The following is an 18,915-nucleotide window of genomic DNA, read 5'->3' as shown; positions in this document are numbered from 1 at the left end:
CTCGTGACAAAGTATCTTCTTCGCCGCTTCGCGAACTACGCGATCCTCACCGTCGTGGCTACCGTCTTCGCCTACATTGCGGCTGGCAGCTTCTTCTATCCGCGCCGCCGTTGGCTCGGGCAGAACCCTCCGATCCCCGAGGCCTCGATTGACGCGGCACTCAACGAATTGAACATGAACGACAAGGTGCCGATCCTCCAGCGCACCTGGACGTGGCTCTCCAACATCGTCGTCAAGCCGTGGAGCCAGAAGCTTGGCAAGGACATTTCTGGCCAGTGGGTCATCGACCAGATGGCGATGCGCGCCGGGGTGTCGCTGCGCCTGCTCATTGCCGGTGCGCTCCTCGGCGCACTCATCGGCGTCGCTCTCGGCGTGTGGGGTGCGGTTCGCCAGTACAAGCTTTCGGATCAGGTCGTCTCTTACGCTTCGTACATTCTTATTTCGACCCCGACCTTCGTGGGTGGCCTCCTGTTGATGGTTGTCGCCACGAAACTCAACCAGGCCCTCGGAACGCAGTTGATTCGCTTCAGCGGTTCGTATTCGCCGACCTATCACGCTCAAGGAGGCATGACAGCCTTCCTCGATAGCGTCAATCACTTGATTTTGCCGACCATCGTTCTCGCGGCTTTCGGTGCGGCGAGCTACTCGCGCTACCAGCGCTCGATCATGCTCGACGTTCTTGGCAGCGACTTCATTCGCACGGCCCGCGCGAAGGGCGCCACCCGTAACCATGCTCTCGTGAAGCACGGTGTGCGCGTAGCGCTCATCCCCATGTCCACATACTTCGCGTACTCCTTCGGCACGCTCGTCGCTGGCGCGGCGTTCCTCGAGATGATCTTCTCGTGGGCCGGCATGGGTGAGTACGGCATTAAGGCAGTTCAGCAATCCGACGTCAACGCCCTCGCGGGCAACGTGTGCTTCACGTCGATCGTGATTCTGTTCTCCTCGATGCTTTCCGAAGTTCTTTACGCGGCGCTCGATCCGCGAGTGAGGGTGTGACGCCATGAGCTCCAGCAACCCAATTCCCCCCGTCAACGACGCCACGGAACTTCCGGAGGCTGTTCCCGCAACCGAAGAGCTCGCGGAAACCACTTCGAGCACCCCGAACGATAAGCGACAGCGCAAGGCCGAAAAGAAGCGCCAAAAGCCTCTGTCCCGTTGGGCACTCGTGTGGCGCCGCCTCAAGCGCAAGCCGAACTTCTGGATCGGCGCGATCGTTCTTGGCGCCATCGTGCTCTTCGCGATTTTTGGCAACATTCCGAACGTGTATGAGCTCGGCGAGACCGACTCGTACAGCTACAACTCACCCCCGAGCGGCCAGCACTGGTTTGGTACCGATGCGATCGGCGTGGATCTCTACGCTTCGATGGTCGAGGCACTGCGCAAGTCGCTTCTCATTGGCCTTCTGGCCGCGCCCGCGGCAACGCTTATTGCAGCGTTCGTGGGTTCGCTCGCCGGCTACATCGGTGGCAAGCTCGAGACCTTCGTGAACTGGGTCATCAACCTTTTGCTCGTGCTGCCCGTGTTCTACGTGCTCATGATTATTTCGCCGCTTCTGTCCAACGTGAGCTGGATCGTCATCGTCGTGGCGATCGCGGGTTTCGGCTGGATGGTCATGGCGCAGATCGTGAAGAACCAGACCAAGTCCCTCAAAGACCGCGAATACGTGAAGGCCGCGCGCTACATGGGCGTGGGAACCACCACGATCCTCGCGCGCCACATCATCCCGAACGTGGCGTCGCTGCTCATCATCGACGCGGCGCTCGGCGTGAGCGGTGCGATCCTGGCCGAAACCTCACTGAGCTTCTTCGGTCTCGGTATTCAGCCGCCCGACGTCTCGCTGGGAACTCTCATCGCGAATGGCCAGAACGCGGTTCTTACCCGCTGGTGGCTCTTCGTGATTCCCGCAGCCTTCCTTGTCGCCCTGCTCACCGCCGTGAACCTTCTTGGCGACGCTCTTCGCGACGCAATCGATCCCACGAGCGAGGTCAACCGTGCCTGAACCACTTCTTTCCGTCAAAGACCTCACGGTCACCTTCCCGAACGCCGCCGGCGATGTTCGCGCCGTGCGTGGCGTGAACTATGACGTCAACGAGGGCGAGTTCCTCGGCATCGTTGGTGAATCAGGCTCGGGTAAGTCCGTGAGCTCGATGGCCGTCATGGGCCTCCTGCCCTCCTCGGCGAAAATTACGGGCGAGATCACCTATCGCGGTGAGTCGCTCCTGCGTAAGAGCGATCGCCAGCTCTCCGACCTTCGCGGTCGCGAGATCTCGATGATCTTCCAGGACCCGTTGAGTGCCCTCACGCCCGTGTACACGATCGGGCAGCAAATCGAGGAGGCGCTCACGCTTCACCACTCGAATATGAGTTCGCAGGCACTGCGTGCGCGCTCAATCGAGCTTCTGAAGATCGTGGGTATCCCCGCCGCCGAACGACGCGTCAAGGCTTTCCCCCACGAATTCTCGGGCGGTATGCGCCAGCGCGCCATGATCGCCATCGCGATGGCGAACGACCCGAAGCTCATCATCGCCGACGAGCCCACGACCGCTCTTGACGTGACGATTCAGGCGCAGATCCTCGAGGTTCTTCAAAAGGCCAAGGAAGTCACGGGGGCTGCCGTCGTGCTCATTACGCACGACCTTGGCGTTGTGGCGGGCAATGTTGACCGCGTCGCGGTCATGTACGCCGGCAAGCTCGTGGAAAAAGGCGGCGTCGACGAGATCTTCGCCGAGCCCCACATGCCCTACACGATGGGCTTGCTCCGCTCGGTTCCGAACATGCTCACGGCCGGCAAGGATCGTCTTGTGCCCCTCGAGGGCCGCCCGCCGAGCCTCGCCAACCTCAAGCCTGGCTGCCCGTTCGCAGACCGCTGCCCCGCAGCCATCGATATCTGCCGCACGGAGGAGCCGGAGCTCACGACCCATGTTGGCGATGCGAGCCGTGAGGTCGCGTGCCACCGCGCAAAGGAGATCGCGGCGGGAACCCTGAAGCCGTCGGATATTTTCCCCCGCCCCCCGCACGTGGAGCGCGCCATCAAGGATCACTCGGCCGAAAAGCCGATCGTGAAGGCCACCGAGATTCAGCGCCACTTCCCGCTCTATAAGGGCGCCGTGTTCCGCCGCCAGGTGGGCGTCGTTAAGGCCGTGGATAACGTGTCCTTCGAGATCAAGCCGGGCCAGACCCTCGGCCTCGTGGGCGAATCCGGTTCGGGTAAGTCCACAACGAGCCTCGAGATCCTTGAGCTTATTGCGCCGCAGCACGGCACTCTCGAGGTGAGCGGCGTCGACGTGTCGACCCTCAAGAACAAGAAGGACCGCCTCGCCCTGCGAAAAGACGTGCAGATCGTCTTCCAGGATCCGATGGCCGCGGTCGACCCGCGCATGCCCGTGGGCGACATCATCGCCGAGCCCCTTACCGTGCACAAGGTGCCGAAGGATGAACGCTACAAGCGCGTCTACGAGCTCCTTGAACGCGTAGGCCTCGACCCGGAGATGGCCGATCGCTACCCCCACGAATTTTCCGGTGGCCAGCGCCAGCGCATCGGCATTGCGCGTGCGCTCATCACCGAACCTAAGCTTCTCGTGCTCGATGAACCCGTCTCTGCCCTGGACGTCTCCGTTCAGGCTGGCGTGATCAACCTGCTCGAGGATCTCCGCGATGAACTCGGTTTGAGCTACCTGTTCGTGGCTCACGACCTCGCCATTGTGCGCGAGATCGCCGACAACATTGCGGTCATGTATCTGGGTCGCATCGTTGAATACGGCCCCGTCAAGGATGTCTTTGAGAACCCGAAGCATCCCTACACGCGTGCTCTCATGTCCGCGGTTCCCGTCCCGGATCCGAAGCTTGAGCGCGCCCGTACGCGAGTTCTTCTTGAAGGGGATCAACCAAGCCCCACTGAAGAGATCATCGGCTGCAATTTTGCTTCGCGCTGCCCCCTGATCGGGATGCTGAGCGAAGAGCAGCAGAACCTGTGCCGAACTGCGGACCCCGAGGGCACGCAGGTCGGAGCCTCCCGCGTGGAATGCCATCATGCCGAGGAGACCTGGCGTCTAGTGGACGACCAGTAAAAACCCTTTGCCGCGAGCCACAACCCCCTTTTCCCTTAAAACGGGCCGCGGCTTCCCACAGGAAGTGAGAGAACCATGAAGATCACGAGTACTCGCCGACTTTTCCTCCAAGGCACGGCTATCACCGGTGTGGCCGCGGCCGTGGCCGGTTGCTCGCAGAAGAGCGCCGAGGAGCAGAAGGAAGCCAACAAGAAAAAGAATGATGCCGCTGCGAAGGAAGCAGAGAAGCTTCCCTCGACCGCGTGGGAGCGACTCGATTATGAGCAGGTTGCCGACGGTGGCACGCTCATGATCGGCATCGGTCAGATGCCCGCCAACTGGAACCCCAGCCACATCGACGGCAATGAAGTGTCGACGAGGCAGGTCTCGGAATGGAAGGGCTTTGGCGCCAATATCAAGGCGGACGAGAAGGGCGCGATGAGCCCGAATCCCGACTACGTCGAGTCGGCTGAAATCACGAGCGAGGATCCCCAGATCATCACCGTGAAGTTCAACAAGAAGGCCGTGTGGGACAACGACGGCTCTCCCGTGACGGTGAACGATCTCATCGCCGAGTGGAAGGCCTGCAACGGCGAAAACGAGGAGTTTTCAACCGTCACCACGCAGGGCTGGGATTCGATCAAGGAGATCCGCGCGAAGGACGACTTCACCGCGGAAATCGAGTACAAGACTGCCTTCCCCGACTGGTTGAGCTTCACCTATCCTTCGGGCCCGAAGGCGCTTTTCGAGACGCCTCAGGCCTTCAACACCGGCTATGTGAACGACCCGGTCCCCGGCTGTGGCCCGTTCACGATCACGAACATCGACCGCAACGGCGGCGTTGTCACGTTGGAACGCAATGACAAGTGGTGGGGCCGTGCCCCGAAGCTTGAGAAGGTGATTTTCAAGGTCACGACTCAGCAGAACATGCCGCAGTCGTTCGCGAACGGCGAGATCGACATGATCGACATCGCCGATGGTGACACGCTTGGTCAGGCGAAGGGCCGCAAGGGAGCTCAGATCCAACGCTCCAACGGTCTCACGTGGACTCACCTCACCATGAACGTGAATGGTGGTGACGGCGTGCTCGAAGACGTCGAGGTGCGCAAGGCAATCTTCGCCGCCGTGGATCGCAACGCGGTGGGCCGTTCCGTCGTTGAGCCGCTCGAGGCGCCCGTTGTTCTCAAGGACAACTACGTCTACATGCCTGGCCAGGAGGGCTACGAAGATTCGTTCGGTGGCGAGCTTTCGGGCGATCCTGAGACCGACAAGGCAAAGAAGATCCTCGAGGACGCCGGTTACGAGCTCAAGGGCGACGTGTACGAGAAGGACGGCAAGCAGCTCAAGTTCTCGGTCGTGATCCCCGCGGAGACGAAGTCGAACGAGGATCGCGCACGCCAGGTGATGACGAACCTCAACCAGGCCGGCTTCAAGGTTGATCTCAAGACGGTTCCGAGCGATAAGTACTTCACGGACTACGTTCTCAAGCAGAACTTCGATTTCGTGACGTTCTCGTGGGTTGGCACGCTTCTCGCGGAGCTGTCGAGTTCGAACACGTACCTGCCGGATTCGAACCAGAACTACACCGGCTTCAAGGATGAGAAGCTCAACGAAATCAACAAGCGCCTCCAGACCGAGCTGGATAAGGATAAGCGCCGCGAGATCGCGAACGAGTACTCGAAGCAGGTCGCTTCGGGCTACACGGTTCTCCCGTTCTATGCGACGCCGAACATCACCGGCCTGAAGGAAGGCCTCGTGAATATTGGCTCCGCGCAGTTTGAGACCGTGGACCACACGGCGGTGGGCTACAAGAAGGGCATGGAGGGCTAAAGCCTTCGTCGCGCTGACGCGCCACCACGAGCTGACCCCGCTTTTGTGCACACGCGCAAAAGCGGGGTCACTTTTGTTCATCTCCAATGTTCGTTGCCCCACAAATACCCGTCTCAACAGGCCTTATGTCCGAAATACCGATGAAACGTGGATAACATTAACGTGGAATTACCCCCTCTCGAGAAAGGCCATCATGGCTTTCACTAGCACCCGTCGTCTCTTCCTCCAGGGCACCGCGCTCACCGGCGCTGCCGCAGCCCTCACGGCGTGCTCGCAAAAGAGCGCGGAGGAACAGGCGCAGCAGGCCAACGCCGCCAACGACAAGGCTGTCGAGGAGCAGATGAAGCTGCCCTCGACCGCGTGGGAGCGCGTTGACTACGATCAGGTCGCCGATGGCGGCACGTTCACGGTGTCGATCTCTCAGGTCCCCGCGAACTGGAATCAAAACCATATCGATGGCAACGAGGTTTCTCTCTCCGCGATCATGGAGACCGTGTGCCCCCAAACGCCGCTTAAGGCGTCGGAGAACGGCGAGGTTGAGCTTGACACCGATTACCTCACCTCGGCGGAGCTCACGAGCGAGGATCCGCAGATCGTCACCGTGAAGTTTAACGAGAAGGCCGTGTGGAGCGACGGCACGCCCGTGACGGTCGATGACCTCATCTCTCAGCAGAAAGCCCAAAACGGGGAAAACGACAAGTACCAGACCGCTTCGACGACCGGCTGGAGCTCGATCAAGGAGATCCGCAAGATCAGCGATTTCGAGGCGGAGATCGAGTATGCGGAGACGTTCCCGTTCTGGAACATCTACCTCTACCCGAGCCTGCCGAAGGCGGTCACGGCAACGCCCGAGGCTTTTAACGGCCTGTCGACTGAGCCGACTCTCACGCGCGGCCCGTTCGCGATTGACAACATCGACGCGACCGGCGGCGTGATCACCGTCAAGCGCAACGACAAGTGGTGGGGCCGCGCCCCGAAGCTCGAGTCGATCGTCTTTAAGGTGACGACCCAGCAGAACCAGGCGCAGGCGTTCGTGAACGGCGAGCTCGACTACATCGATATTTCCGATGGCGATACCTACGGTCAGGCGAAGGGCCGTAAGGATGCCGTGATTCAGAAGTCGAACGGCCTTGCGTGGGCTCACCTCACGCTCAACGTGGGCGGCGCTGACGGCGCGCTCGGTGACGCGAAGGTTCGCGAGGCGATTTTCCGCGGCATCGACCGCAACGCCGTGGCTCGTGCGGTCATGGAGCCGCTCGAGTCGCCCGTGATCCTCGTGAACAACTACATTTACATGCCGGGCCAGGAGGGCTACGAAGATTCCTTCGGCGACCTGAAGTTCGATCCGGAGGCGTCCGCGAAGCTCCTCGAAGAAGCCGGCTACAAGAAGAATGGCGATGTGTACGAGAAGGACGGCAAGCCGCTCGCGTTCTCGATCATCATTCCGGCGGAGACGAAGTCGAGCGAGGACCGTGCACGCCAGATCATGACGAACCTCAACGCCGTAGGCTTCAAGGTCGATCTGCAGACGGTTCCGAGCGACAAGTACTTTGACGACTACGTGATCCCGGGCCGCTTCGCTGCGGTCTCGTTCGGGTGGCGCGGCACGCTCTTTGCGGAGCAGTCGGGAACGAACGTGTTCCTCAAGGATTCGGGTCAGAACTTCACGGGCTTTGCGCCGGAGAGCCTCGAGGAGCTCAACAAGGAGCTTCACTCGGAGCTTGACCCGAGCAAGCGCGTGGAGATCGCCAACAAGTTCTCGAAGGAGCAGTTTGGCGCGTTTACGGTGCTTCCATTCTACGCTTCTCCCACGATCATTGGCCTCACCGAGGGCTTCGTGAACGTTGGCGCTGCGCAGTTTGAGACGACTGACTGGACGGCCGTGGGCAAGAAGGCCTGATCGGTTTTCCGGCTTCGGGCCGGGTTCCGCTCTCCCCGAGTGTTCGGGGTGGGGGCGGGGCCCGGCCCGTTTCGTTAACGCGGAGTTTTGAGGTCCGACGCTAGAGGGCCGACGTGAGAATCCCGAGAATGAGGAACGCGGCGGGGATTGCGAGGGGGATGATCCTCAGTTTGGTGTGGAGAACACCCGTTCCCGGGCCGGCGTCGGAATCTTTTTCGTGCCTGACCTGCCATGCTTCCCACGCGTGGACGAGCACGCGTGACGGCGAGCGTTCTCGGTCATTGCGGAGGCGTTCGGCGGGGCCTACGTGTCCGCGGTCGGCATAGCGGTCGCGGCCCGAGATGCGTACGTGCGCGTCAGCGGGTTTGTCGCGGCCAATGCCCGGGGCGTTCCATGCGGTGACCGTGCGGGTGGTGCCGCTTTCGGTGCGCGCGCGAATCGAGACCATGACGCCGAGGCCGATGTGGTCGATCGCGGCGTAGGGGGCGCTGTATTCGTGAAAAACGTTGCGCACGACCACGCCGGCGGGGTACACGAGGGTGGCGGGCGAGAAGAGGATGAGCCACACGAGGAAGGCGGCGAGGCCGAGCCACGGACCGAACTGGAGCACGGTGTCCCAGCGGTTCTTGATGATCGCATCGACGAGGAGAAAAGCGATTACTGCCCACGTCACCGTGGGGATCCACAGCGCGCTTGCGGGCCGAAGTGTGAGTGGTTTTTCGCCGTTCGTGTCGAATCCGGGGGTCACTTGTCGCCTTCGACGGGATCGCCGATGTACTCGCGCACGAAACGCTTGACCTGATCGTGAGCGTCGGCCCAACTTTCGGCCTTGCCGGAACCCACGAGGTAGCCCACCACCATCGAGGCGAATGGGCCCGCGGGGCGCACGACGGTGTGGGCGGCGACGCCCGTAAGGGAGAGGATGAGGTCACGGTCAGCTTCGGTAAAGGGCGGTTCGAAGCCCGCGTCGTTCGCGGAGGCGTCAATGAAGCGCTGGAGGGCTTCGATCATTTTCGGGTCATCGGCCTTGGGGCTCATGAGTGTCTCTCCTTTACAACGGTTTTGCGCCCATTATTGCCTATCGGGCGTTATTGCCTATCGGGCGCGGAGGCTCCCGGCGAGCGAGAGGACGCGCACACGGTCTTTTTCGAGGATGAGGAGGGCATTGGCCTCGGCAAAGGGGCGAAGGCGCGACCCCTCGCATTCGGTCGCGATGAGGCTTCCGTTTTCGATGGCGAGGTGGGCGGGTTTCACGGTTGCGCCTGGTTTGAGGGGTTTCGCTTCGCGGCGCACGTTGTCCTGCGGGAGGGTGATCGGCCTCGAGGGTGAGCCGAGAAGGGGTGCGACGAACAGGTGGAACGCGGTGAAGGCGCCGACGGGTGTTCCGGGAAGGTGCACCATGGGGATCGCGTCGCCGCTCTCGTCGGGGTCGAGAGGCAAGCGCCCCACCCCCTGCGGCCCGCCCGGGCGCATCGCGAGGTGTTCGAACCTCGAACAGTTGAGTCCCCTGTGCTCGCCGAAGCCTTCGCCGAACGCGGCCTTCACGACGTCGCGCGCCCCGGAACCCACCCCTCCCGTCGTCACGATGAGATCGTGGCGAGGGGCGATCGACCGCGCGAGAGCGATGAGTTCTGCGGGATCATCCCCCACGTGGTGGATGCTCGCCTCTGCACCGAGCCTTGCGCACGAGGCGTGAAGCATGGGCCCGTTCGATTCGAGCACGGCGCCCGGGCGTGCACCCGCACCTGCCCGCAGGTCGGTCACGAGTTCATCGCCCGTCATAACAATCGCGACCTTGCGTGGCCTCGTGAGCTTCGCGTGTGTCACGCCCACCGAAAGCGCGATGCCGATGATCTGGGGTGTCACAAAATCCCCCTTGCGTGCGAGGAGGTCCCCCGCGGGAATTTCCTCGCCGACCTTGCGCACGTGCCGTCCGGGCGTGAAAGCCTTCGCTGCCTCGGCTTTGGGGATCGTCAGCGCAATGCGGGCGGGAGCTTCGGCGGCGGTGGGGTCGGCGTCAGTGAACTCGACCGGGATCACGGTGTCGAGATCATCGGGCATGAGCCCGCCCGTCATGATGCGTGCGGCAGTTCCCGGGCGGCGGTTGCCGACGGCTGCTCGGCCCGCAGAAATGTCACACGTGACCTCGAGGTGCGCGGGGCATGCGTCGGAATCCCCCTCCCCGAGACCGAGTTCTCGCGCGCTTACCGCGAAACCATCCATCGCGCTCATGCGGAAGTCCGGCGCGGGGCGGCGGGCGGTGAGCGGCTCGGCGAGCCTTCGGCCAAGAGCCCCCTCGAGTGGGGCTTCCTCCGTGCGGTCGGGGGCAAGCGCGGCGAGGCCAAGAACCGTGGCGCGCCATTCGTCGAGGCTTACATGCATAACCAGGGCTTTCCTCCTGAGGCAGTCATTGTTCACCAACGTACACGCCCGCGACACGCCACGCACTTACCGCCCCATGTGTGAGGTGAGCCGCACGTACCCTACAATGAGGGCAACACCCGGAGTAACGAAGCCCGGGCCCGAATGCATCGATGCTTTCGAAACGCAGTGGAAGGATCCCCATGTTTAAACCCACCCGTCGTTCAGTTCTCGCTGCCTCCGCGGTTGGTGCCGCCGCCGCGGGTCTCGCTGCATGTTCCAATGATTCCTCCGGCGGCGCCGGTGGCGCGGCGAAGGCTGATTTTGAGGAGCGCGGCCCGATTAGCGTCGTGCGCGGCAAGGACAACACCGGTAAGTTCCAGGAATTCATCAAGCAGTGGAACGACAAGCACCCCGACGAAAAAGTCACGCTCATCGAGCTTCCCGAATCGGCAGATGAGCAGCGCTCGCAGCTCATCAACAACGCCCAGGCGAAGTCGGATGCCTACACGGTTCTTGGCCTCGACGTTGTGTGGACGGCCGAGTTCGCGGCCCAGCAGTGGGTCGTTGAGCTTCCCGAGGAGAAGTTCGACCTCGATAAGCTCCTCCCCTCGACCGTCGAGACCGGCAAGTACTTCGATAAGCTCTACGCCGTTCCTTACACGACAAACGCCGAGCTGCTTTACTACCGCAAGGACCTCCTCGAGGCTGCCGGCTCGAACGAGCCGCCCAAGACCTTCGAAGAGATGTACCAGCTGATCGAGGCGATGCGCGGCACCGAAGAGGGCAAGGACACGCTCGGTTTTGGCTCGCAGTACTCGAAGTACGAGGGTCTCACGGTGCAGCTCACGGGTCTTTCGAAGTCCGCGGGTAAGGACCTTTTTGGGGCGGACGGCAAACCGCAGGCGAACTCCAACGAGGCGAAGGCCGGCCTCCAGGCGGTCAAGGACGGTTTCGACAAGAACTACATCCCGAAGGAAGCCCTCACCTACAAGGAAGAAGAAAGCCGCCAGGCCTTCCAGGATGGTCGCCTCGCTTTCCTTCAGAACTGGCCTTACGTGTGGAACCTCGCGAATGCTGAGGACGGCTCGTCGAAAATCAATGGCAAGTTCGATGTATGCCCCATCCCGGGTATCGGCGGGAGCGAAGGCGCGACCGCGCTTGGCGGTCTCAACTACGGCATCTCGGCGTTCGCGAAGAACAAGGGCACGGCGATCGACTTCATCGCATTCCTCGCCAGCGAGGAGCAGCAGAAGGCCCAAGCCCTCGCAACCGGCGAAGCGCCCGCGCACTCCGCCGTTTACGACGACCCCGAAGTGCTCGAGATGTACCCGTACTACCAGACCCTCAAGGCGGCCGTCGATGCCGGCACCGCCCGCCCGCAGGTCGTCAAGTACGGTGACGTGACCCAGGCGATCCAGGAAGCAGCCTACGACGTGTTGTCCGGATCCAAGGAGGTCAACGCTTCGCTCGACGCCCTCCAAAAGACCCTCGAGGAACTCCAGGCCTAACGCCTCTCCACGAACCGGGTCCGCAGCGGCCGCCACGCGCTCGCTGCGGACCCGGCATTCTTTTCAGCCACAGGACGGAATATCCGCATGTCACGCTCAAGAACCTCGAAGGGCGAGGGCCGCCTCGCCTATGTACTTCTGTTACCCACTCTGCTTCTTCTCGCGATCGTCGTCGGCTTTCCGCTCGTGCTGTCCGTGTGGCAGTCGTTCTTCGTCGCAGGCGGCGGCATCGATCCCGAAACAGGCTTCATCAAGCAGGGCGACACGTTCGTGGGATTGCAAAATTACATGGACGCGTTCACCTCTGTTGGGGCGGGCGCGGGGTTCTGGAATGCCTTCTGGAACACCACGCTGTTCACGATCATTGGCGTCAGCATCGAGACTGTCCTCGGCGTCGCGATGGCGCTCATCATGGCGCGCGCGATGCGGGCAACGGGTCTCATTCGCGCGTCGATTCTCGTGCCGTGGGCGATCCCCACGGTGGTGTCGGCGCTCATGTGGCAACTCATTTTTGATGCGAACGGTATCGCGAACAAGCTCATTCAGCATCAAGTGCTGTGGACCACCGAAGGGTGGCACGCAAAAGCTGCGGTGCTCATCGCCGATATTTGGAAAACAGCTCCCTACATTGGTCTTTTGACCCTCGCGGGCCTCCAAACGATCGATGAGCAGGTTTACGAGGCAGCGAAAGTCGATGGCGCGAATCGCTGGCAGACCTTCTGGCGGATCACGCTTCCCATGATTCGCCCCGTGCTCGTGGTGGCCGTGCTGTTCCGCATGCTCGATGCGATGCGCATGTTCGACCTCCCCTACGTGCTCCTCGGCAGGCTCGAATCCGGGCAAACTCTCTCGATGCTCGCGCAGGACGCCGCAACGAAAACGAACTACGGTATGGCGTCCTCGTATTCGATCGTGCTGTTCTGCTACATCTGCCTCGTGGCCTTCGTGTTCATCAAGCTCCTCGGCGCGGATGTGCTCGGTGAGAGCGCCGAGAAAAAACCCAAAAAGAAGAAACGAGCGAGCTTGCTCGCCAGTAAAAACGCCACCGTGACCGAGGGGAGCATGCCGTGAGCACTGCCGCTACCCATACCGCATCAACGACCACCGCCGAAACACCGCGCACGCCCGTCACGCCCAAGAAAAAGAAGGGCAATGTGTGGGCGAAAATCACCGTGGGCCTCGGCGTCGCCTTCATCCTCGTGTACTGCCTCGCGCCGTTCTACTGGATGCTCGTGAGCTCGCTGCGCCTTCCCACAATGGGCCGCTCGACCGACCTCATCCCGAACCCGATCTCGTTCGAGAACTTCGCTGCCGTATTCGACCCGGCGAATAATTTCGGGAGGGCGCTCCTCAACTCGCTCATCGTCGCGGGCGGCACGACTCTGCTCGTGCTCGTGCTCGGCACCGCGGGTGCCTACGCCCTCGCGCGCCTCAACTTCTGGGGCAAGGTACTCGTGATGTTCGCGATCGTCTCGACCTCGATGTTCCCCGTGATCACACTTATCGTGCCGCTTCTCAAGCTGTTCAGCGGCGGCTACGATTGGGCACCGATCAACTGGATCAACACCTACCAGGCAATGATCCTGCCAACGATCAGCTTCGCGCTCCCGCTCGCCGTGTGGAATCTCAACGCGTTTTTCCGCCAGCTCCCCGTGGAACTCGAACAGGCCGCAATGGTCGATGGCACGACCCGCCTCGGGGCGTTTACGCGCATCATCCTCCCGCTTGCCGCGCCAGGCATTTTCACGACGGCGATCATCACGTTCATCGCCGCGTGGAACGAGTTCCTCATCGCCCTCACGATGGTGAACGATCCCGCGATGCAAACCGCGAACGTCGCCATTTCGAAGTTCTCGGGCATCTCGCAGTTCGACACCCCGTATGGCACGAAGATGGCGGCGGGCGTGATCGTCACGGTTCCGCTCATCATCATGGTGCTCGTGTTCCAGCGTCGCATCGTGGGCGGCCTCAGCGCGGGTTCGCTCAAGTAGTCCGTCGCGTAGCCTTGAGGGCATGAGTTCTTCCGGTCTTTCGCAACTGCTCACGCCCGAGGGCATGGCCCTCCTCGATACTCTTCCCGAGTACACCGAGGAGGGCTCTCTTGCGCTCTCCGAGCGCTTGCGCGGCGAGGGACACTCCCCCGACCTTGTCGCAGCGGTCCTCACCCAATCTCGACTCCGCGCGAAGGCTCGCGACAAGTTTGGCGATTTCGCCTCGCGCATGCTGTTCACGGCGCATGGACTCGAGCAGGCCACGCGCCTCGAGGTGGCCGCGCATCACGCCGCGCGTTTTCGCGACGCGGGCCTCGAGAGCGTGGCGGATCTGGGCTGCGGCCTGGGAGGGGACACGATCGCGAAGGCTGGGCTCGGCCTCACCGTTCTTGGCCTCGAGTGCGACGAAGAAACGGCGGCCCTCGCGACCGTGAATGTGCGCCCCTTCCCGAATGCGCGCATCGAACTCGGCCGCGCCGAAGATTTCGATTTCTCGCGCGTGGATGCCGCGTGGTTCGACCCAGCTCGCCGAGAAACCCGCCGCGGCCGCACGGCCCGCATGCACGATCCCGAGGAGGCCGCACCCCCTTTGTCGTTCGTGCGTGCGGCTGCCGAGCAGATCGGCGCTGTGGGGGCGAAACTCGCACCCGCGATCGACCACGAGCATCTAGTCGAGGGCACCGAGACGCAGTGGGTGAGCTGGCGCGGCCAGGTTCTCGAGGCGTGCATGTACTTCGGCCCGCTCGCGCGGCGCGTCGGGAACGGGAAACTCGCGGTGCCGGGCGAGGCCACCGTCGGACCTTCGGGCGCCCTCCCCGAGGGCGCCGTCATCGCCCGCTCCGCCCTCGTGCTCGGCTCCGACGCTCGCCCTGCCCAACTCGTCCCCGATTCTCTTGACGAAGCCGAGCTGCGCAACCCGCCCGTGGGCGAGATCGGAGAGTACGTGTGGGAACCCGACGGCGCCGTGATCCGCGCGGGGCTGCTCGGGACTCTCGCGCGGAAGCTCGGCGCGCACACGATCGAGGAATCGATTGCCTACCTCAGCAGCGATGAGGCTGCCGAGCCGGCACTTGCCTCACCCCTCGCACGCGCGTTTCGAGTGCGCGAGGTCGTGCCGTTCACGGTCAAGAAGATCGCGGCGCGACTGCGCGAACTCGAGGTGGGCACTCTCGAGGTGAAAAAGCGCGGCATGGATATCGATCCGGCGCGCCTGAGGAAGGACCTCAAGCTTGACCGTCGAGCTCCGGGCTCGGCGACGCTCATCGCCACGCGAGCCGGGGGAAGCCGCGTGGCCATCATCGCCACGCCCTGCTCATCCCCGACAAGAAGCTGAGGCGCGCCACTGGGCCGGGCAGGCCTTAGACCGACCGGAGCACGCGATCCACAAAGTCCGGATACTCGAGCAGCTCAGGTTCGAGGAGCTCGAGAAGGGCGCGCTCCACGCGGGCGTCGCCAGCCTTCGCCACGGCCTCATCGATCGCGCTTTGCTGTGCATCGGGCGAGGCGACACCATCGCGCTGACGGCGAATCCAGCCGGCGATCGCAGGCACGGCGCCTTTTGCGCCGCGCCCCGCCTCAAGTTCCTTGAGGGCGATCGGCAGGATGCGAATGCGCAGCTTCGCGAGCGAATCGTTGCCGATCTGCGAGAGCAAGTGCTTGATGTGGGGGTTCTCGAAGCGTTCGAGAAGAGCTTCGCGGTAGGCGCCAGCCTCGACAAAATCGGGCAGGTAACGCGAGGCCTCGTCCCACAGTGCCTCCACTTCGGCGCGCACCTCACTGTCGCCAATCGCCTCGGCAACGGTCTCATAGCCGCGGTTCACGGCAGCGTTCGCGAGGAGCGTGTGAGCGCCGTTGAGGAGCCACAGCTTGCGATTCTCGTACGGCTCGAGGTCGTCCGTGAAGATCGCCCCGGCCTTTTCCCACTCGGGCCGATCGCCCACAAACTCGCCCTCGATGATCCACGAGGCGAAAGGTTCGGTCACCACGGGCGAGGCGTCTTCGAAGCCCGTGAGTTTCTCGGCTGCCTCGCGGTCGTCGTCGGTGGCCTTAGGCGTGATGCGGTCGATCGAGGTCGAGGTCACCGACACGTTCTCTTTGATCCACGCCGCGGCCTCGGCGCCGAGGCACGCTGCGTATTCATCGATCACGCCGCGCGTGAGCGGGCCGTTGCCGGGGAGGTTGTCACACGGCACGATGGTGATCGCGCCGGTGCCCGCGCGGCGGCGCGCCTCAAGGCCGAATACGAGACGTGCAAGTGCGGTTTCGAGCTGGGGAAGGCAAGCGTCGGACTCCCCCTCCCCCGCACCCGAGCCCTCGCCCACCTGCGCGAGTGCCTTCACATCTGCCTGCACGGCGCTGTTCGAGCGGTCGAGCGATCCTTTCGCATCCGTGCCGTAGCCGGCCTCGGTGACGGTGAGCGTCACGAGCGAGACGTCGGGCGAGCGTAGGTCTGCGCACAGACCTTCGAGGTCGCTTGCCGCGTGCGCCTCGGAAATGACCGACATGACCTGCGCGTCATCCCCCTCCGCGCCGCGCACGATGAGCGTGTACAGGCAGTCCTGGGCCGAGAGTTCCTCTGCGGCGCGGGGGCTGCGGCCCGTGTAGGCGGAGATCCCCCACGCCCCTTCGGGATCCACTTCGCTCGTGTACCACGCCTGGTGAGCGCGGAAGAACGCACCGAGGCCCAGGTGGACGATGCGCACGTTACGGCGCTCAAGGCCACCCTTCGCACAAATATCAGCGTCGCGGCTGAGAACAGTCATCACTTTTCTCCCTTCGAAAGCACGCTCTCGAGCTTGAACACGCGCGTCGGCTGATCGATCGTGAGTTCCCGAATGATCCGAAGCGCGCTCGCCTTCGAAAGCCGCCCCTCCATGACATAGCGGGCAAGGAACGCCGAGTCGCAGCGGCGCGCCATATCGTGGCGCGTGGGAATCGAGAGAAACGCGCGCGTATCGTCAATGAAGCCCGAGCCGCGCGTGAAGCCCGCGGTCTCGGTGATCGCCGAGCGGAAACGCATGATCGCGTCGGGCGCGTCGATGAACCACCACGGCGCACCGATGAACACGCTCGGGTAGAAACCGGCGAGCGGGGCAACCTCGCGCGAGTACATTGTCTCGTCAATCCCGAAAAGCACGAGGTGGAAGCCCTCCTCAAGCCCCACCTTTTCGAGAAGCGGGCGAATGTTGCGCGTGTATTCGATTCCTTCGGGAATGTCGTGGCCCGTATCGGGACCGAACCGCTCGAACGTCGCCGATGAGTGGTTACGGAACACACTCGGGTGGAGGGTCATCACCAGTCCATCCTCGGCGCTCATTTCGGCGCAGCGCACGAGCATCGCGCCCGTGAAGTCGCGCTTTTCGGCATCGGTCGCGGTGCCGTCAACGGCCTTGATGAGGAGCGCCTCGAGCGCGTCGTCGTCGAGGTCGATCGTGTACGGGGTCGGCACGCCGTGGTCGGCGGAGATCGCCCCCGCTTTGATGAAGCGCTCGCGCGAAGCCTTGAGTGCGCGCAGGTAATCCGCGAGGGAGCGCGGGTCGCCACCCACGCTGTCCGCGAGCGCGGTCACGGCCTCGGTGAAGCCGGGCTTGTTCGGGTCGAGGAAGCGGTCGGGGCGCCAGGTGGGAACGACGCGCCCGTACAGCTCGCCGGCTTCGTGGAGTCGCGCGAGCTCGGCGTGGGCCTCGAGGTCGTCGAGGGGGTCGTCGGTCGTCGCGAGGAAGGCGATCTTGAAACGCTCGAAAAGGGCGCGCGGGCGGAATTCTTCGGTCGCGAGCTTCGCGGCGATCTGATCGTAGAGCCTGTCGGCGCTTTCCTCGCTCGGTTCCTCGCTGATGTCAAAGAGGGACACGAATTCGTCGGTGAGCCAGTACCCGCTCGCGGTGCCCTCGAGCACGTGCCAGTTGGCGCAGAGGATTCGCCAGGCCTCGCGCGGGTCAACGGGCTCGGCGGTGCCCACCACGCCCACGGTCGCGAGGTCCACGCCGTTCGCGTGAAGCATGCGAAACACGTAGTGGTCGAACGTGAGGAAAAGGTTCGTGGGGTCGGGGAAGGGTTCGTTGTCGAGGAGAAGCCGCGGATCCACGTGCCCATGCGGCGAGAGAATCGGAAGATCCTTGACCTCGCCGTAGATTTCGCGCGCGAGGGCGCGCGTATCGGGATCGGCCGGGAAGAGGCGGTCCGGGTTGAGGTCGAGTGTCACGGTCACTTTTTCCCTTTCGTTCGAGGTGCGGGGCCGACGGAGCCTCGCATGAGTAGCTGCGTGGGGTAGGTATCGGTTCCAGGTTCACGCTCGCCGCTGAGTGCGGCGTGAACGTGGCGGATGGCGGCGGCGCCCATGTCTTCGAGCGGCGCGGCAATGGTGGTGAGAGGTGGGGCCGTAAAGTCGGAGCCGAAAATATCGTCGATTCCGGTGATCGAGAGGTCGCCCGGAACGCTGAGGCGAGCGTCGCGCGCGGCGGTGAGCAAACCGATCGCCATGATGTCGTTGTAGGCGAGTACGGCACTCGCGCCGGTGGCGCGCACGGCTTCGAGCGCCGCGGAGCCGGCTTTGCGGGTGGGGCGGTTCGGGCCGAGCCTCACGGCCTCGAGGCCCCGCTCACCTGCGGCGGCTTCGATGACGCTCCAGCGCCTCGCGTCCGTCCACGAACTCTCGGGACCGGCGAGGTAGCAAAGGCGTTCATGTCCCTCGGCGGCGAGGGTCCGTACGAGTTCTCGCAGGGCCGGCTCATGATCGGCAAGGACCGAAAAAGCCGACGGTGACTCGCGATTGATCGTGACCACGGGATTGAGAGCCGCGATTTTTGCGATCGCTTCGTCGTCGAGGCGGGAGCTTGCGAGCACGAAGGCATCCACCGACGGAGCGAGCGAGTGGGCGCGCGAAGCTTCCTTCACGTGGTCCTCGCGAAATTCTGAGGTCACGAGCACATAGCCATGCTTTTCTGCTTCGCGTTCGGCGCCACGGACGATCTCGAACGAGACGGGGTTCGTAATGTCGGCAACGAGGAGAGCAATCGTGCCGGTGCGCCCCGTGGGCAGGGCACGCGCGGCGGGGTTCGCGCGGTAGCCGAGTTCCGCGGCGGCGCGCTTGATGCGTTCTTCTGTCGCTTTACTGACCCGGCCGGGCTTGTGAAGGGCGCGCGAGGCGGTCGAGGGGCTCACGCCCACGTGTTTCGCGATGTCGTAGATCGTGACACGGCGCGCAGGGGTGCGGGGCGGCGTTGCGGAGTGTTCGTTCGGCATTGTGGGCTTTCGGCGACGTCCTTGTCTTCTCT

The 18,915-nt window shown here is 63.3% G+C and carries 15 protein-coding genes; 9 read left to right on the top strand and 6 right to left on the bottom strand.

Annotation, left to right across the window (positions count from 1 at the left end):
* Positions 1 to 3 precede the first annotated feature (3 nt).
* From DAD186_RS01725 to DAD186_RS01705, 5 genes are all read left to right on the top strand, one after another.
* The gene (locus tag DAD186_RS01725) at positions 4 to 999 is read left to right on the top strand and encodes an ABC transporter permease (RefSeq protein WP_065247250.1); all 996 of its coding nucleotides are present in this window, start codon (positions 4 to 6) and stop codon (positions 997 to 999) included.
* A gap of 4 nt (positions 1,000 to 1,003) precedes the next feature.
* Positions 1,004 to 2,002, top strand: coding sequence for an ABC transporter permease (locus DAD186_RS01720; RefSeq protein ID WP_065247249.1), 999 nt, complete (start codon positions 1,004 to 1,006; stop codon positions 2,000 to 2,002).
* Positions 1,995 to 4,070, top strand: a complete 2,076-nt coding sequence (locus tag DAD186_RS01715) for a dipeptide ABC transporter ATP-binding protein (RefSeq protein WP_082991030.1) — start codon at positions 1,995 to 1,997, stop codon at positions 4,068 to 4,070. The genes DAD186_RS01720 and DAD186_RS01715 overlap by 8 nt, the downstream gene beginning before the upstream one ends.
* Positions 4,071 to 4,145: 75 nt before the next feature.
* Positions 4,146 to 5,879, top strand: coding sequence for an ABC transporter family substrate-binding protein (locus DAD186_RS01710; protein WP_065247248.1), 1,734 nt, complete (start codon positions 4,146 to 4,148; stop codon positions 5,877 to 5,879).
* 193 nt (positions 5,880 to 6,072) lie between these two features.
* Positions 6,073 to 7,779, top strand: a complete 1,707-nt coding sequence (locus DAD186_RS01705; protein ID WP_065247247.1) for an ABC transporter family substrate-binding protein — start codon at positions 6,073 to 6,075, stop codon at positions 7,777 to 7,779.
* A gap of 100 nt (positions 7,780 to 7,879) precedes the next feature.
* Here DAD186_RS01705 and DAD186_RS01700 read toward each other — a convergent pair whose 3' ends face one another.
* Genes DAD186_RS01700 through DAD186_RS01690 form a run of 3 tightly spaced genes read right to left on the bottom strand, consistent with a single transcriptional unit; the run spans position 7,880 to position 10,161 of the window.
* Positions 7,880 to 8,527, bottom strand: coding sequence for a hypothetical protein (locus DAD186_RS01700; protein ID WP_065247246.1), 648 nt, complete (start codon positions 8,525 to 8,527; stop codon positions 7,880 to 7,882).
* The gene (locus tag DAD186_RS01695; protein WP_065247245.1) at positions 8,524 to 8,817 is read right to left on the bottom strand and encodes a DUF6457 domain-containing protein; all 294 of its coding nucleotides are present in this window, start codon (positions 8,815 to 8,817) and stop codon (positions 8,524 to 8,526) included. The genes DAD186_RS01700 and DAD186_RS01695 overlap by 4 nt, the downstream gene beginning before the upstream one ends.
* A 57-nt stretch (positions 8,818 to 8,874) precedes the next feature.
* Entirely contained in the window at positions 8,875 to 10,161 is a 1,287-nt protein-coding gene (locus tag DAD186_RS01690; RefSeq protein WP_065247244.1) for a molybdopterin molybdotransferase MoeA, read from the bottom strand.
* 182 nt (positions 10,162 to 10,343) lie between these two features.
* On the opposite strand from DAD186_RS01690, the gene DAD186_RS01685 reads away from it, so the two are divergent.
* From DAD186_RS01685 to DAD186_RS01670, 4 genes are all read left to right on the top strand, one after another.
* A complete protein-coding gene (locus tag DAD186_RS01685) occupies positions 10,344 to 11,651 on the top strand; it encodes an ABC transporter substrate-binding protein (RefSeq protein ID WP_065247243.1) in 1,308 nt (435 codons plus the stop codon).
* Positions 11,652 to 11,738: 87 nt separating this feature from the next.
* Positions 11,739 to 12,722 carry a carbohydrate ABC transporter permease gene (locus tag DAD186_RS01680; protein WP_065247242.1) on the top strand — a complete coding sequence of 328 codons (984 nt, stop codon included), beginning with the start codon at positions 11,739 to 11,741 and terminating at the stop codon, positions 12,720 to 12,722.
* Positions 12,719 to 13,642 (top strand): carbohydrate ABC transporter permease, encoded by a 924-nt coding sequence (locus DAD186_RS01675; protein WP_065247241.1) that lies wholly within the window; start codon positions 12,719 to 12,721, stop codon positions 13,640 to 13,642. Before DAD186_RS01680 ends, DAD186_RS01675 begins: the two co-directional genes overlap by 4 nt.
* 22 nt (positions 13,643 to 13,664) lie before the next feature.
* Entirely contained in the window at positions 13,665 to 14,975 is a 1,311-nt protein-coding gene (locus DAD186_RS01670) for a THUMP-like domain-containing protein (RefSeq protein WP_065247240.1), read from the top strand.
* Between the two features lie 25 nt (positions 14,976 to 15,000).
* Here the strand turns inward: DAD186_RS01670 and DAD186_RS01665 are convergent, their stop codons facing one another.
* Genes DAD186_RS01665 through DAD186_RS01655 form a run of 3 tightly spaced genes read right to left on the bottom strand, consistent with a single transcriptional unit; the run spans position 15,001 to position 18,883 of the window.
* Positions 15,001 to 16,404, bottom strand: a complete 1,404-nt coding sequence (locus tag DAD186_RS01665; protein WP_065247239.1) for a mannitol dehydrogenase family protein — start codon at positions 16,402 to 16,404, stop codon at positions 15,001 to 15,003.
* Complete coding sequence (gene uxaC, locus DAD186_RS01660; RefSeq protein WP_065247238.1) at positions 16,404 to 17,849, bottom strand: glucuronate isomerase; 1,446 nt, start codon at positions 17,847 to 17,849, stop codon at positions 16,404 to 16,406. The genes DAD186_RS01665 and uxaC overlap by 1 nt, the downstream gene beginning before the upstream one ends.
* Positions 17,846 to 18,883, bottom strand: a complete 1,038-nt coding sequence (locus tag DAD186_RS01655) for a LacI family DNA-binding transcriptional regulator (protein WP_065247237.1) — start codon at positions 18,881 to 18,883, stop codon at positions 17,846 to 17,848. The genes uxaC and DAD186_RS01655 overlap by 4 nt, the downstream gene beginning before the upstream one ends.
* Positions 18,884 to 18,915 lie beyond the last annotated feature (32 nt).

This window comes from Dermabacter vaginalis, assembly GCF_001678905.1.
In the GTDB taxonomy this organism is placed as follows: Bacteria; Actinomycetota; Actinomycetes; order Actinomycetales; family Dermabacteraceae; genus Dermabacter; species Dermabacter vaginalis.
This window is presented reverse-complemented; position numbering and strand designations above follow the sequence as displayed.

What these genes read in the sequence shown, in the direction of transcription:
- DAD186_RS01720 (WP_065247249.1), top strand. Translation starts at nt 1,004, where the DNA reads ATGAGCTCCAGCAACCCAATTCCCCCCGTCAACGACGCCACGGAACTT.
- DAD186_RS01655 (WP_065247237.1), bottom strand. Translation starts at nt 18,883, where the DNA reads ATGCCGAACGAACACTCCGCAACGCCGCCCCGCACCCCTGCGCGCCGT.
- DAD186_RS01665 (WP_065247239.1), bottom strand. Translation starts at nt 16,404, where the DNA reads ATGACTGTTCTCAGCCGCGACGCTGATATTTGTGCGAAGGGTGGCCTT.
- DAD186_RS01690 (WP_065247244.1), bottom strand. Translation starts at nt 10,161, where the DNA reads ATGCATGTAAGCCTCGACGAATGGCGCGCCACGGTTCTTGGCCTCGCC.
- DAD186_RS01670 (WP_065247240.1), top strand. Translation starts at nt 13,665, where the DNA reads ATGAGTTCTTCCGGTCTTTCGCAACTGCTCACGCCCGAGGGCATGGCC.
- DAD186_RS01685 (WP_065247243.1), top strand. Translation starts at nt 10,344, where the DNA reads ATGTTTAAACCCACCCGTCGTTCAGTTCTCGCTGCCTCCGCGGTTGGT.
- DAD186_RS01710 (WP_065247248.1), top strand. Translation starts at nt 4,146, where the DNA reads ATGAAGATCACGAGTACTCGCCGACTTTTCCTCCAAGGCACGGCTATC.
- DAD186_RS01695 (WP_065247245.1), bottom strand. Translation starts at nt 8,817, where the DNA reads ATGAGCCCCAAGGCCGATGACCCGAAAATGATCGAAGCCCTCCAGCGC.
- DAD186_RS01705 (WP_065247247.1), top strand. Translation starts at nt 6,073, where the DNA reads ATGGCTTTCACTAGCACCCGTCGTCTCTTCCTCCAGGGCACCGCGCTC.
- DAD186_RS01680 (WP_065247242.1), top strand. Translation starts at nt 11,739, where the DNA reads ATGTCACGCTCAAGAACCTCGAAGGGCGAGGGCCGCCTCGCCTATGTA.